Source organism: Gordonia sp. N1V, from assembly GCF_029269935.1.
Lineage (GTDB): Bacteria > Actinomycetota > Actinomycetes > Mycobacteriales > Mycobacteriaceae > Gordonia > Gordonia polyisoprenivorans.
This window is the reverse complement of the sequence record NZ_JARJDD010000044.1, coordinates 1-14588: the sequence shown is the minus strand read 5'-3', so window position 1 is coordinate 14588 and position 14588 is coordinate 1. Positions and strand designations below refer to the sequence as shown.

Here is a 14588-nt window from a genome sequence, read left to right as displayed (position 1 = left end):
TCACAAGTGAGCAGATTCGATGAGCATCACTGAGCACTTTCGATGAGCCTCGTCAGGATACGGAAACACCCACATCGGACCCGAGGAAGCTCGACTGCGACGCGGCTCGGTCGGTCGGGCACTGCGAGGCACCATCCACATCCTCCATCCCGATGACCCCGACGGACCGGACCTCCCGGTCGGCGACATTGGGCAGATCTGGTTCGAGGGCACCACTGCTGTTGCCTACGAAGGTGATCCCGACAAGACCCGCGCGGCCACCAACGCCGCGGGCCGGGTCACCGTCGGCGATCTCGGCCGGATCGACGAGGACGGGTACCTCTACCTGTCGGGCCGGGCCGATCACCTGATCGTGTCCGGAGGGGTCAACGTGCACCCGCAGCCGATCGAGGACCGATTGATCAGCCACCCGGCGGTCGCCGACGCGGCAGTCATCGGCGTTCCCGACGATGATCTGGGCCAGCGGGTACACGCGGTGGTGGTCGTCGAACGAAATGCATATCCCGATGGCGACCTGGCTTCCGAACTGTTGGACTTTGTGCGCGAACACATTCCCAAGCCGCAGGCACCGCGCACCCTGGAATTCCGGGATCGATTGCCCCGTGCGGAGAATGGGAAGCTGTACAAGCGGCAGATCGACATGGGTGACATGACGACGTTAAGCGGGAGAGCAGCGCAGGCGCTCTCACGACGCGACGACGATTCCCGCCTTACGTAGGCAATACGTGCGCAACACTGCGGCTCTCGGACCAGCAAGCTCGGGATCGGTGTCGATCAGCCGAACCATCCGTATGTAGAACACGCGTGGCTCGACTCCGAAGGTCGGCAGTATCTCATCGTCTCCACCATCGAACGGCGACCATCGGATCAAGAATCGAAGCATGTCCTGCACCAGGTCATCTGCCCCGGATCTGGGGTCCATCGTCTGAGTCATCTTCGGTCCTCTCCCTTGCGTGTGGATGCATGGCTCCCGCACCGTGGCGGGACGACTGGCTAACCTGTGGTTGCGCCGGCGTGCCGACGAACATCCTGACCGGCACCGGACGACGGAGCGCTGCCTACCGACCAGCCCGGTCTCTCGGTAGACATGACCCTCGTCGAACGGAATCCTCCGAGAAGCCTGTGCCGACGGATGTCCAGCTCATGTGGCAACTCCGTGAGTATTTCGGCAACCAGCGCGCGCCGGTCGACACCGGGAGTGCACAGTGCCTGGATCAGGCCCGTAGCGAGACGTCGCGGATTGAGAACGTGTTCCACCGGCCGTACCCGATTGAAGGTGTCGGAGAACCGCGGTTCCTCACCGGGGTTGTCGGCAAAACCACTGATCACACACTTCACCAACGTCGAGGAAGCGACCGGACGCGTCTCGCGGTTACCCCAGTGATAAGTGGACACCGTGTCACGATCCCGGTTCCGCTCCCACTGTCGCAGTGCGTGATCCAGGCGCATCGGATCATTGATGGTGGTGGCGATCGCTTCGCCCAGTAGCCGTCCGTGTTTGAGCGCGTCACGTTGCCCGTTGCCGGTGACCGGATCCTTGAAGTGCCCGGCATCCCCGACCAGCGCCCACCCGGGCCCGGACGAGGCACGGTAGTAGGACGACAGATTGTCGGTGGCTCTTATCGCGGACAGGTTCGTGGCTCCGCCAATGCGTTCGCCCCAGGCTCGATCGGCATCGATCTTGCTACGCCACATATTCTCTGGATCTGAACGGAATTCCGGGATCTCAGAGGCGTCACACATGTGCACCGCGAGCGCACGACCGCGCGGACAACTCGGCAAGATCAGTGAGATCGTGGTTCCGTAGCGATACACACCGTACTCCTCCTGGCCATCCGGTCCGAGTGGATCGTCGAGGTAGCGAAACGCGAAGCCCCGTCCGTTCTTCGAACCGCGGTACGGCTCCCACACCCCGAATTCAGCTGCCATTCGCGACTTTCGACCATCGGCACCGACAATCACGCGCGCTTGGATCGCCCGCCGCGATCCACCGGATCGGTAGACCACGCCGACTGGCCGGTCGTTCTCCCAGAGCACCTGCTCGACGCCGCATCGCTCGCGAACGTCCACGCCCGAGGAACGCGCCGCGTCCACCAGCTCCTTGTCGAGCAGATTGCGCGGAACACAGAGCCCGTAGTCGATCCCCAGAAACGGCGTGAAACGCTCCCGGAAACGGACCCCGTCCTCGTGGATCGCAAGAAAGCGTGACCTGGCGGGATCGAGGGCAAGCACTCGATCGAGCGCTCCCATCAACAGAAGCTCCTGAACAGCGCTCGGCACCATCGCATGCGTGCTCATGGTGTCCGAGGGAAAGCTCACCTTGTCGAGAACGACGACCTTCAATCCCGCGCGTACCAATGGAACGGCCGTCGCGGTGCCCGCCAGTCTCGCGCCGACAATCACGACATCCGCGTGCTCGAGATCATCCGTCTCGAGCTCTCGCTCACGTCCCTTCGCCACCGACTTCAGCTCACGCCGAGTTGCCTGGCAAACGACGCCGCGTCATAGTACGCGGTGACGGAAGTGGCGGTGAGATCTGCTGTCACCACCCACATGTCCATTCCCAGAACCTCGAACTCGTTACCGCTGGGACCGTGGCCCGGGATGAAACCGACACCCGAATCCGTGCCGGTCATCAGCCACTCCTGCGCCACACGCCCTGTCGTTGCGTCGGTCAGCGGTAACCCGATGGCCTCGAACGTCAAGTCCGGAAACGCCGCCCAGGAGCCTTCGAAGAATCCCCTCGCACCATCGAGAGTGGTGATCGTCGCGGGCAGCGACGGATCGTTCCACGTCACCGTGGATGCGAATGCCTGCAGGGCTGCCTCGATGTCGCGCCCATTCCACGCCGCGAAATATCGGGCCGGGTAATCGCTGACATCAACGGTAGGACTGGTCGTCATGATGCGCTCCTTTTGTGTTCCGCCGAGCCTTTGTGTTGGTTGAATCCCACGGACGGGACGGCCGGGCCGATCAACAACCAGGCCCGGTCGGCCCCGCTACCAGTCAGAACCTGATGACACCGCGAATGTTGTTCCCCGCGTGCATGTCCTCGTAGCCCTGGTTGATATCGTCGAGTGAGTACTCGGCGGTGATCATCTCGTCGAGCTTCAGATATCCGGCGTTGTAGAGGTCGAGGAGCTTGGGGATATCGGCACGGGGATTCGACGAACCGAACAGCGAGCCCTTGATCTTCTTCTCGTACAGGGTGAGCTCGAGGATCGAGATCGGTAGGCCGACTGCGGTCGCGTCGCCGAGTGCGGTCACGACGACTGTGCCCTGCTTGCGAATTCCGGAAAATGCCTGTGCCACATGCTCACCGGTGATCACGCCAACGGTCACGATGGCAACATCGGCGCCCTGCCCGTTGGTGAAGGACTGAGCTAGTTCGATTCCTTCCTCAGCACTTGCGACCGCATGCGTTGCACCCAGCGTCAGCGACTGGTCGCGTTTGAAGGCCACCGGATCCACCACGATGACACGCGCGGCTCCGGCGTGGGCCGCACCCTGTACCGCCGCCGAGCCGATCCCGCCTGCACCGAAGATCAGGACGGTGTCGCCGGCCTCGACCTCTCCGCTACGCACCGCCGATCCCCAACCGGTACCGATGGCACATCCGAGCAGACAGGCTTTGTCCAGGGGAGTGTCATCGGGCACCTTGATCGCTGAATCAACAGCCACCGTTGTGTATTCGGAAAACGTCGATATTCCCAGTGCCTGCCCGACCGGCGTACCGTCCTCCAGTTGCAAGCGGAAACTGGTGGGGTCTTCCCATCGTGAGCCGACGAGCACGTTGGCACCGAGATCACACAGGTTCTGATGTCCCGATGAGCACCACCGACACTTACCGCACGCCGGGAGGAAAGAGAAGATGACCTTGTCACCGGGGGAAAATCCAGGAGTGTTGGGACCCACTGATTCGACGATGCCCGCACCTTCATGGCCACCGCAGACCGGGTAGACGGCGACCGGGAGGTCGCCGGTCGCCATGTGGTCGTCGGAGTGGCACAGGCCAGAGGCGACCATCTTGACCCGGATCTCGTTCTGCCGGGGCTCATCGACGATCAGGTCGGTGATCTCGAACTTTCCTGGGGCCTGCCGTAGCACCGCTCCACGTGTCTTCATTCAAATCTCCCTGTGTTGTGACGATTGCGCGCGACCGGCGCCAGCGGACCGATGCGTGACATTGCCTGCCTCATGATGGCAACCCTGGACGTGACGCACATCACCCCATTGGGGGTGATGTGCTCCCCCGCGCGGTGCGTGCCGGGATCGACATCGTCGAGATCGGTAGGCCACTGCAGCAGAAACTGATCGTCCCCCTGCGGGGGGGTCGCCGATATCCCCAGTGAGGGGGTTTCCGCCGATATGTGGCGATGGTTAGCGTGATGAACCGCCGGTTCATATGTGATCCGGCTCATTCACTCCGGTCCGACTCGCGTCGATCACGTCCACGTCGTGCGAGTCACGGCTCTTGCCGCCCTGACCCGCTCTTCGTCGACCCCGGAGCAGAACAGAAGAGGTTTCGTGTGACAGTGGTAGATCCGGCGTCCCGGACAGTTCGTGCGTTGCGTAGCGGCAGCACCGTGCTACCGAAAGCGGTGGGCGGCTTCTACGCGACGTCCCTGGAGACATTCCGATACCTCGTGACATCGAGATTCCAGACCAAAGAATTTCTTGCCCAGGCCTGGTTCATCGCCTCCATCTCCATCTTTCCTGCCTTGGCGATGTCCATTCCGTTCTGCATGATGTTCGTCTACGAGATAAACATCCTGCTCGCGCAGGTTGGCGCGGTCGACCTCAGCGGTGCCGGCGCCGGGGTGGCAATCATCCGCGAGATCGGCCCGGTGATCACGGTTCTCGTCGTCGCCGGTGCCGGATCGACGGCGATCTGCGCGGACCTCGGTTCACGCACCATCCGTGAAGAGATCGACGCGATGCGAGTCCTCGGTATTGATCCCATCCAACGTCTCTGCGTGCCAAGGGTTGTCGCTTCGACGCTGGTCGCTATTCTGCTCAATGGTCTGGTGTCTGCGGTGGGCATCGTCGGCGGTTACGTGTCCACCGTGTATCTCGAGGGAGCCTCCCCCGGGCAATACATCACCAGCATCTCGGTGATCACCGGATTGCCCGACTTCTTCGTCAGTGAGATCAAGGCCGGCGTATTCGGACTGCTCGCCGGACTCGTCGCCTGCCATCTCGGACTGAATGTCAAGGGCGGACCCAAGGGGGTCGGCGACGCAGTCAACCAAACGGTCGTCTTCGCCTTCTTGCTCCTGTTCCTGGCCAATTCGGTCATCACCACCATCGCTCTGCACTGAGTCGAATCGACAACGGAGAATCACGATGACAACGATCCACAGCCGTCCCTCACGCGGCCGAATTGTCGAGGCGAGCCAGAAAGCGACCGAGATTCCGGTCGGTGTACTCGACGGCATGGGCAAGCAGCTCTCGTTCTACGCGCAGACCGTCGCCGCCGTCCCCCGAACAATTCGCCGATACCGCATCGAAGTCCTACGGTTACTCGCCGAGGTCTCCATGGGCAGTGGAGCACTCGCGGTCATCGGCGGAACCGTCGTGATCGTCGCAATGCTCTCGACCGCGGTCGGTTACGAGGTCGGACAGCAGGGCGCGTCGTCACTCGGCCGCATCGGCCTCGGCGCTTTTGCGGGCTTCATCTCGGCCTTCTTCAACACCCGCGAAGCCATCCCGGCCATCGCCGGTATCGCGTTGACCGCCACTGTGGGCGCGGGTTTCACCGCACAACTCGGAGCAATGCGGGTGAGTGAGGAGATCGACGCACTCGAGACCATGTCGATTCCGTCGTTGCCCTTCCTGGTGACCACTCGGCTCATCGCCGGCACGATCGCGGTGATCCCGCTTTATGCCGTCTCGTTGCTGGTGGGTTACACCGCAACCCAATTCGTCACCGTCGTCCTCTACGGCCAGGCCAGTGGCACCTACGCCCACTATTTCAGCGTCTTCCTGATCCCCAAAGACGTCTTGTGGTCGGCGGTGAAGGTCCTACTGATGGCGATCGTGGTCATGTGTGTCCACTGTTACCACGGGTACAACGCTCACGGTGGGCCGGCCGGCGTCGGCGTCGCGGTGGGACGAGCGGTTCGGACATCGCTGATCGCGGTCATGCTGATCGATCTACTGGTGGGTCTGGCAGTCTACGGCGGCCCCTCGGGCGCAGTGCGGGTGTCCGGCTGATGAACCATTTCGCCGAACTCAGCCGCCGCGCCAATGTGGCGCTCGGCCTCTTGTTGATCGTCGCGATCATCGGAGCCGTCGCTCTGTCGATCAGCTTGTACAAGGGCTCATTCAACGACACCACCGACGTCACCCTGGTCACCGACCGCACCGGGTTGATGCTCGAGAAGGGCAGCGACGTCAAGCTGAACGGCGTCGTTGTCGGACAGGTTGGCCGAATCACACTTCAGGACAACATGGTTCACATTACCTTGGCGATGGACACGGACCAGGCGGCTCACATCCCCGCCAATGTGACTGCGGCCATCGACCCGACCACCCTGCTCGGTCCGAAGTTCGTCACCCTCGTCCCTCCCGTGAGCTCCGACCCCGAGCATCTGTCCGGGGGTGACGTCATCTCTGCCACCAGGGTGACGACCGAAGTCAACGACTTGTTGGCGTCCCTGGTCGAGGTGATGAAAGAGATCGACCCACAACGGGTCAGTACGGTGACCACCAATCTGTCCACCGCTTTGGCCGGGACCGGCGACCGGGTGGGTACCTTGGTCGATCAGCTCAACGAGTACCTCGGCGATTTCAATCCTTATCTCGGAGCACTGCGTTCAGATCTGCGGGTCGGCGCAAGTGTGGCCGACCGGTTGTCCTCTGCCGCACCGGAACTGCTGTCCACCGTGCGACAGGCGTCGGTGACCGCACGCACACTGTCCCGCAATCAAGCGCAGTTCACCGCATTCGTCCTCAGCTTCAGCGACTTCGGCCAGGCCGGCCGGGATCTCTTCGTCCGGGGCGGTATCCCTCTCGAGCAAGCCGCGGGCTCCCTCAATGCACCACTCAACCTGCTCAACGAATTCAGCCCGATCTACCCGTGCTTCCTGTCGAATCTCGCACTGACGAACCAGTATCTCGAGCGAACAGTCGGAGGCAGCGCGCGACCGGGTCTCAACGTGGTGAGCACACTTCTGATGGGTAATCCGCCGTATACCTATCCCGACAACCTCCCGAAGGTCGGGCTATCCGGCACCGCGCCGAGCTGTTATGCGAGTTCAGCCTCGCCGACTCCGCACATCGCCTTCGACGACGGCAGCGATGCCTACCGCCCCATCAACAGTCCCGACGACCTGATCGGAAATCCCTTGGCCACGATGCTGTACGGAGTGGGCCGATGAAGATCACCGCCACCTTGCTCAAACTCGGTGCATTCCTCGTCGTGACCCTCATCTCCGGTGCATTCGTCGCAGTGCTTGCGGGCAATCTGCGCTTCGGACCGTCTGAAAGCTATCGCGCCGTATTCGCCTCGGCATCGGGTATCTCCGACGGCTCGGAGGTCCGCATCGCGGGCGTACCGGTCGGCAGCGTCAGCGGAGTCGAACTCGACGGTGCCGGCCACGCCATCGTCACATTCTCCGTCGACAAGGACCACCGTTTGACCCGGGGAACCCTGGCCCTGATCCGCTACAAGAATCTCATCGGGGACAGATTCCTCGAGTTACGCCAAGGCGCAGGAGACATGATCTGGCTCGATCCCGGTGGGGAGATACCGCTGGCCGACACGACCCCGGCGCTCGACATCGATCAGGTGGTCAACGGATTCAAACCGCTTCTGCAGGGCCTGGACCCGAATCAGGCCAACAGCCTGGCGACTTCGTTGATCGCCGTGCTCAACGGCCAGGAGACCGCGGTCTCGACACTTGTCGACCAACTGACCGTGCTCACCACGTCCCTTTCCGACCGCGACCAGGCGATCGGCAAGATCATCGACAACTTCAACGAGGTGCTCCAGACGATCAACAATCGCCACCAGAAGTTCGACGATTTGATCGACGGACTGGCCAACCTGGTGCGCGGTCTCTCTCAAGACCGTGGTTCGATCAGCGGCTCACTGGTGAAGATCGATGACCTCACCGCGGCTCTCGGCGACGTCGTCACCTCGGTGCGGCCGGATCTGGCCAACAGCATCGGTCAGCTCGGTCGGCTGTCGGGCAACCTGAATGCCAACGCTGACACCCTGTCGACGATCCTGGCGGATCTACCCGAAACCTACCGGCTGACCGGACGGGCGTCCTCCTACGGCAGCTTCGTCAACTTCTTCGTCTGCGGGCTCGCGATCAAGTACGGCCCCGGAAAGGCCGACCAGACTCCGATGTTCACAGCTCCCGCATCGAGGTGCCAACCATGATCGACATCCACAAGTCGATGACCGAACGCAACCCCATCACCCTCGGCATCGTCGGAACGCTGCTTGTCGTCGCCGTGCTGGTGCTCGCCTTCAATTTCCGCTCGATCCCGGTGATCAACAGCCACGACAAGATCGTCGGCGAGTTCGGTGACGCCAGCGGCCTGATGACCGACGACCCGGTGATGATCGCCGGAGTGCAGGTCGGCACCGTCAAGAAGATCGAACTCAGCGGAGATCGGGTGCGTGTGACGATGGACGTGGAGACCGACAAGCAGAATCTCGGAACCGACACGACTGCTGCCATCAAGGTGAAAACAGCCCTCGGACAGCGCTTTGTCGATCTCACTCCGAGAGGAGCGGGTTCCCTGTCGGACGGCGCCGTCATCCCGTTGACCCGCACCACTTCTGGCTATGACATCACCAACAGTCTCCAAGAACTCACCCAGCGGGTGGCGCACACCGACAAGCCCACGCTGTCGGCCGCACTCGACCAGCTCACCGACATCCAGAACGCGTTACCCGACGACCTGCGGAGCTCGCTGGAGGGAGTGACGCGGCTGTCGACCACCATCGCCTCTCGTGATCAACAATTACGCAGCCTGCTGACGAACTCTGCAGAGACCACCCAGATTCTGGCCGACCGCAACAACCAGATCTCGGCAATGATGGGTCAGGGTGCGGCGCTGTTCTCGGCGCTGAACCAGCGTGCGACGACCATCCATCAGGTCATCGTGCAGGCTCAACAGATTTCCGACGCACTGTCCGGACTGTCGCAGGACGTACGCACCACGATGAAACCGACTCTCGATCAGTTGAACTCGGTACTCGATCTCCTGAATCGCAACTACCAGAACATCGATCAATCGATCTCGGGACTCAAGACTTTCACCTATCAGCTCGGTGAAGCGGTGGGCACCGGCCCCTTCTTCAACGTCCTTCTCCAGAACATCGTGCCCGCCACCCTCACCGGGCAGACACCCCTGAGCCCAGGAGCCCCTCGATGAGCGCACGCCGACGAGCCGCCCGCGCGAGGCGATCGGCCACCTCGGTGGCCACGACCATCCCCGGCAAGATCCTCATCGTACTGGTGGCGATGATCGTCGTCGCCGGCGTCACAGCGATGTATATCGCCCGTTCCGGTGCCACCCGCCTGTCGGTCGATTTCCGCAACTCGGCCGGCCTTTACGTCGGCGACCGGGTGATGATCCTCGGTGTTCCCGTGGGAAAGGTCGACAAGATCACACCGGGCGCGGGTGCCGTCAGCGTCGACGTGACCCTCGACAAGGGATATGCCGTCCCGGCCCAGGCCCAGGCTGCGATCATTGCTCCCACCCTCGTCTCGGGCCGATATGTGCAGCTGGCACCCGCCTATACGGGTGGCCCGCAGATGGCCGACGGTGGTTCGATCCCGATCGATCGCACCGCAACCCCGGTGGAGTTCGACGAGATCAAACAGCAACTGGTGCAACTGTCCGACGATCTCGGTCCCTCGAATCAGGACCAGCAAGGCTCGCTCAACCGATTCCTCAACGCCAGCGCGTCAACGGTGCGCGGCAATGGAACCCTGCTCCGCGAGGCACTCACCCAGCTGTCCAAGGCGACGACCACTCTCAACGACGGAGGCAACGACCTGTTCGCCACGGTACGCAACCTCTCCACCGTCACCTCCTCACTGGCCGAATCCGATCAGCAGATCGGCGCTTTCACCACTCAACTCGCAGGCTTCTCCGAAGTACTCTCCGACAATCGCACGCAACTCGACTCGTTACTCACCAGCCTCAACACCACCTTCGATCAGGTCAAGACGTTCCTCGACACCAATCGCGCCGCGCTTGTCGGTGACGTCGGCAAGGCCAACACCATCACTGGACTGCTTGTCAACCGGATGGACACACTGGCAGAGATACTCCACGGGCTACCCACCGCATTGTCGGACTTCTACAACATCTACGACCCCAAGGCGAACTCCCTGACCGGGGCCCTGGGCATACCCGACATCCCCGATCCGCGCTCGCTGATCTGCGCACTGCTCACAACGGTGAATGCTCCGGCCGACCAATGCCGCACCACCATCACACAATTGCAGCGCAACGCTGCGACGGCCACTGCACAGACCAACGCTCAAGGAGGTGGACACCGGTGAAGCCGTCACTGCGCAGACTGCGGGCCTCGGTGTGCGCGCTACTGGCCGTCAGCGCCTGTGGGGCATGTTCGTTCAACGGGATCAATTCCTTTGCCCTCCCGGGCAACACGTCGTCGTCGCACACCTACCGGGTCAACGTGCAGTTCTCCGATGTGCAGAATCTCGTCGGAAATTCACCTGTCAAGTTCGACAACGCGACGGTGGGCAACATCCGATCGATCTCACTCAACGGTTGGATCGCCCAAGCCGTCCTGGAGATCGACGACGACGCACATGTCCCCGCCAACGTCGATGCGTCGCTGGCCCAGACGAGCCTATTCGGATCGCAATACGTCGAACTCGTTCTCCCCCAGGACCAACCGGGCCGCGGCCAGCTACGCGACGGCATGAGCATTCCGCTCAAGGACACCACCGAGTACCCCGCCGTCGAAGAGGTGCTGTCGTCGCTGTCGTTGATTCTCAACGGGTCGGGCCTGCAGCAGGTGCGTACCATCACCGGCCAACTCAATCGCGTCGTCAACGGTCGTGAGGACGCTTCCCGCAGTCTTGTCACCCGGCTCAACACCTTTGTCGCGAATCTGTCCAACCAGCGCCATGACATTCAGCGTGCACTCGACAGCCTGGCGCAACTCAGTGACGAGCTAAGGGCACAGACCGACACCATCGCCACCGGCATCGACTCGATCCAACCCGCCCTGGACATCCTCAACGAACAGGAAGGCCAACTGGTCCAGATGCTCACCTCGCTCGGCCAGTTCGGAGACGCGGCGACCGGGGTACTCGGTCGCAGTCGTGACAACCTGGTCGGTGACATCTCCGACCTGCCCCCGATCCTCGGGCAACTGGCCAACTCCGGAAAGAACCTCACCGAGGCACTCAAGATCGCACTGACGATCCCCTTCCCGGTCACCACAGCATCCCGGGGACTGCGTGGGGATTACATGAATCTCTTTCTCACCCTGGATATCAGCGCCGACAAACTAGCGAAGGTCGTCATCCCGAGCATCACCCGCGCCCCGAACCAGGCACCGGCACGCGGCAATGCCGACCCGCTGCGCGCTCCGCTGAGTACACAGAACGGCACACATCGATGAGATCTCGTCTGGTACAAGTGCAACTCGCCGTTTTCGCGATCGTCGCGATTTGCGCCGTCGGATACACCGGGTATGCCTACGGCGGATTCCAGCGCTATACCGGCATCGGAACCTACACCGTCACCGCAGATCTGGCCGACGCCGGCGGGCTGTATCCGAATGCGCTGGTCACCTACCGTGGCGTCGACGTGGGCGTCGTCACCGGCCTCGATGCCGGGGTCAACGGCGCCACCGCACGGTTGCAGATCAAGTCCGACAATCACATTCCGGCCAACAGCCAGGCGTACGTCCGAAGCGTCTCGGCCGCCGGCGAGCAGTTCATCGACCTGGTGCCCACCAACGCAAGCGGACCGAACCTGGCCGACGGCTCCCGTATTCAGCAGAGCAACACCAACATTCCGATCCCGGCCACCCAGGTCATCGAGAAAGTCTACGGGCTCCTCCAAGCGGTCCCGAAGGACTCACTGCGCACTGTTGTCGACGAGTCGTCGGTGGCATTGAACGATGTCGGTCCGGATCTGAATAAAGCTCTGGTCGCGGCCAGTCAATTGGTCGGTCAGGCCCAGCGCAACCTCGGCGCTACGACCAGCCTGATCACCGACGCCAATCCGGTTCTGTCCCAACTCGACGACACCGGCCCCCAGATCTCGGCGATTGCCACCAACCTCGACACCTTCACCCGTCAGCTGGCACTCAGCGACAACACCATTCAGACGACGCTGCGCACCGGTGCACCCTTCTTCGACACGTTCAGCGGCACACTTCGCGACCTGACTCCGTCGCTACCGATTCTGCTGGCCAATTTGCAGTCGACCGGAGAGGTCTTGCGCGTCAACGTTCCTGGTCTGCGACACATCCTGGTCGTCTACCCCGCCGTTGCCACTGCGGTCAACGCGATGGAACGGGGCATGCAGAGTCCCGACGACCTGCTCTCCGGCCAAGGCAATCTCGACGTCAAACTATTCAACAGCAGCAACCCCCCGTCCTGTACACAGGGATACCAGGAGACCCAACGCCGTGATCCCAGCGATCTCAGTCCGGTGAATCCTTCGGCCACCGAATACTGCACACTGCCCAAGGACGATCCACGGGTGGTCCGCGGTATCCGAAACGCTCCGTGCGCCACCGATCCCAGCGTGCGCACCGCCGATCTGGCCCAGTGCCCGGACGGCCTACCGTCCACCTGGCCACAGATGTTGGCCCGCCCGACCGGTGCAGCGCCGGTGGCCGGTGGCTCACCCACGCCGGGCGAACGGCCGACATCGGGATCGACAATCGCTGTTCCCTACGACCCGCAGACCGGACGATTTCGGACACCTGACGGAACCACGCTTCAGATCGGGAATCTGATCATGGCACCGAATGACAAAGGAGTGATCACCCAATGGCAACAACTCTTCCCGCGTTAGCCGCCGATTCCGACACCGTCGAGACCGCAACCACAGAACCCGTGACTTCTCGCACCGGCTCGGACACCGATACCGAGTCGAGCGCCGACGAGAACACCACGGCGTGTGCCGACTCCGAATCGGTCATCGATGATGACGATCCGGTCGGCGACGAAACCGGTTCGGCCACCGACGAAGACGACCCGCCCGATGGCGGCTCAGACGACGAGTCGAATGAAGGCGAGTCCGCAGAATCCGCCGAGGCCACCGAATCCGACTCCGCTACACACGGTTCGCGTCGAGCCGTCTACTTTGCGGGCAGCCTTGTCATCGCCATCGCTGCCATCACCGCCGCAGTGCTCCTCGGCAGGTCCTACATGGCCGATAATGCCGCCACCGCACGCGACAACGAGATCACCGCTGCCGCAACCCAGGAGGTCGCCAACCTCGTGACGCTGCGCTACGGTAGCGCCGACGCAGATGTGCAGCGCATCCGGGACGGCGCGACCGGAGAGTTCCTGAACCAGATCGGGGACTCCACCGGCGGATTCGCCGCCGTACTCAAGCAGGGGCAGGTCGATTCGACCGGCGAGGCCAGCGCGATCTCGATCCTGTCCTCGAGCGATGACAAGGCCACCGTGATCGCGGCGGTGACCTCGCAGGTCAAGAATTCCGAGGCACCCGAAGGCCAGCCGCGGGTTTACCGGATGAGGCTCCAACTCGCACACGTCGGCGACCGTTGGCTGGTTTCGGATGTGGAGTTCGTGTCATGAGTAAGCTCACCCCGCTCTTCGCGCCACTGCGCCGTGGCGGCACGGCCCTGGCCCGCTCGATCAACCGCGTGTCCACCGTACGCGCTCGGATCGTCTTCGCCACGCTCTGCGTCGTCGCTGTCGCGGCGCTCGCGGTCACCGGCTACTTCACCTACCAGGTCCGCACTCAGGACCAGCAGCGCGACGATCGCGCCCAGGCACTCGCGGCCATGCGCGCCGGAGTACCGAACCTGCTGTCCTACAATGGCAATGGCGATCTGAAGAAGGAGTTCGCCGCGAAGTACGATTTGCTCACCGGCAAGTTCCGCGAGGATTTCACCAACCTGACGACCTCGTCGATCATTCCCGCGGCGACCCAGCATCACATCGTCACGAATGCGAAGATCGCCGAAGCCGGCGTCATCTCGTCCACCGATGACGCCGTCAGCGTCCTGATGTTCATCAACCAGACAACGACGAGCACCGACGATCCGACTCCGAAGATCGACGGAAGTCGCATCAAGATCACTGCCGTCCGCTCGGGCGATCAGTGGAAGATCGGCGGACTCCAGCCGGTGTGATCGTCACTCTTCGATAGCCGACGGCCCGGACGCACATTTCGCGTCCGGGCCGTACCCGTCACCAGCGGCTCGGCACGCCCCGATCATGCGAATGAGTGGGATTCGCGAGCCGGTGTCCGAACACCATCGAGAACGCATCGACGTCGAGAAGAGGGCAGTCGGTGTCCATCAGAACGACAGCGCGGGTGGCAGGTCCCCGATAGTCGGTCCGGTCTGTTGTAGAGCCGTTCCTTCTTGT

At 62.5% G+C, this 14588-nt stretch carries 15 protein-coding genes; 11 read left to right on the top strand and 4 right to left on the bottom strand.

The features are described 5' to 3' along the window. Window positions 1–52: 52 nt before the first annotated feature. A complete protein-coding gene (locus P3L18_RS27875) occupies window positions 53–409 on the bottom strand; it encodes a hypothetical protein (RefSeq protein WP_276115967.1) in 357 nt (118 codons plus the stop codon). Between P3L18_RS27875 and P3L18_RS27870 the strand changes: the two genes are divergently transcribed. Next, window positions 398–718: a hypothetical protein gene (locus P3L18_RS27870; RefSeq protein WP_276115966.1), complete on the top strand. Its 321-nt coding sequence runs from the start codon at window positions 398–400 to the stop codon at window positions 716–718. The two genes, P3L18_RS27875 and P3L18_RS27870, sit on opposite strands and share 12 nt — an antisense overlap. 275 nt (window positions 719–993) lie before the next feature. Here the strand turns inward: P3L18_RS27870 and P3L18_RS27865 are convergent, their stop codons facing one another. The 3 genes from P3L18_RS27865 to P3L18_RS27855 all read right to left on the bottom strand — a co-directional run bounded on the left by P3L18_RS27865 (window position 994) and on the right by P3L18_RS27855 (window position 4125). Further along, window positions 994–2460 carry an NAD(P)/FAD-dependent oxidoreductase gene (locus tag P3L18_RS27865; protein WP_276115965.1) on the bottom strand — a complete coding sequence of 489 codons (1467 nt, stop codon included), beginning with the start codon at window positions 2458–2460 and terminating at the stop codon, window positions 994–996. Between the two features lie 5 nt (window positions 2461–2465). After that, complete coding sequence (locus P3L18_RS27860) at window positions 2466–2903, bottom strand: nuclear transport factor 2 family protein (protein WP_276115964.1); 438 nt, start codon at window positions 2901–2903, stop codon at window positions 2466–2468. Window positions 2904–3006: 103 nt separating this feature from the next. Beyond that, window positions 3007–4125, bottom strand: a complete 1119-nt coding sequence (locus P3L18_RS27855) for an NDMA-dependent alcohol dehydrogenase (RefSeq protein ID WP_276115963.1) — start codon at window positions 4123–4125, stop codon at window positions 3007–3009. Window positions 4126–4568: 443 nt separating this feature from the next. Here P3L18_RS27855 and P3L18_RS27850 point away from each other — a divergent pair, with 443 nt between their 5' ends. Genes P3L18_RS27850 through P3L18_RS27805 form a run of 10 tightly spaced genes read left to right on the top strand, consistent with a single transcriptional unit; the run spans window position 4569 to window position 14350 of the window. Then, window positions 4569–5321, top strand: a complete 753-nt coding sequence (locus P3L18_RS27850; RefSeq protein ID WP_082207464.1) for an ABC transporter permease — start codon at window positions 4569–4571, stop codon at window positions 5319–5321. A gap of 25 nt (window positions 5322–5346) precedes the next feature. Then, window positions 5347–6216 carry an ABC transporter permease gene (locus P3L18_RS27845; protein ID WP_020171917.1) on the top strand — a complete coding sequence of 290 codons (870 nt, stop codon included), beginning with the start codon at window positions 5347–5349 and terminating at the stop codon, window positions 6214–6216. Next, window positions 6216–7382, top strand: coding sequence for an MCE family protein (locus P3L18_RS27840; protein ID WP_276115962.1), 1167 nt, complete (start codon window positions 6216–6218; stop codon window positions 7380–7382). The genes P3L18_RS27845 and P3L18_RS27840 overlap by 1 nt, the downstream gene beginning before the upstream one ends. Then, complete coding sequence (locus tag P3L18_RS27835) at window positions 7379–8392, top strand: MlaD family protein (protein ID WP_276115961.1); 1014 nt, start codon at window positions 7379–7381, stop codon at window positions 8390–8392. The genes P3L18_RS27840 and P3L18_RS27835 overlap by 4 nt, the downstream gene beginning before the upstream one ends. Next, window positions 8389–9396, top strand: coding sequence for an MCE family protein (locus P3L18_RS27830; protein WP_276115960.1), 1008 nt, complete (start codon window positions 8389–8391; stop codon window positions 9394–9396). Before P3L18_RS27835 ends, P3L18_RS27830 begins: the two co-directional genes overlap by 4 nt. Further along, window positions 9393–10535 carry an MCE family protein gene (locus tag P3L18_RS27825; RefSeq protein ID WP_276115959.1) on the top strand — a complete coding sequence of 381 codons (1143 nt, stop codon included), beginning with the start codon at window positions 9393–9395 and terminating at the stop codon, window positions 10533–10535. Before P3L18_RS27830 ends, P3L18_RS27825 begins: the two co-directional genes overlap by 4 nt. Next, window positions 10532–11629 (top strand): MCE family protein, encoded by a 1098-nt coding sequence (locus P3L18_RS27820; protein WP_271355242.1) that lies wholly within the window; start codon window positions 10532–10534, stop codon window positions 11627–11629. The genes P3L18_RS27825 and P3L18_RS27820 overlap by 4 nt, the downstream gene beginning before the upstream one ends. A gap of 17 nt (window positions 11630–11646) precedes the next feature. Then, window positions 11647–13038, top strand: coding sequence for an MlaD family protein (locus tag P3L18_RS27815; protein ID WP_276115958.1), 1392 nt, complete (start codon window positions 11647–11649; stop codon window positions 13036–13038). Next, window positions 13014–13790: a hypothetical protein gene (locus P3L18_RS27810; protein ID WP_276115957.1), complete on the top strand. Its 777-nt coding sequence runs from the start codon at window positions 13014–13016 to the stop codon at window positions 13788–13790. The genes P3L18_RS27815 and P3L18_RS27810 overlap by 25 nt, the downstream gene beginning before the upstream one ends. Next, window positions 13787–14350, top strand: coding sequence for a hypothetical protein (locus P3L18_RS27805; protein WP_276115956.1), 564 nt, complete (start codon window positions 13787–13789; stop codon window positions 14348–14350). Before P3L18_RS27810 ends, P3L18_RS27805 begins: the two co-directional genes overlap by 4 nt. The last annotated feature ends 238 nt before the right edge of the window (window positions 14351–14588 follow it).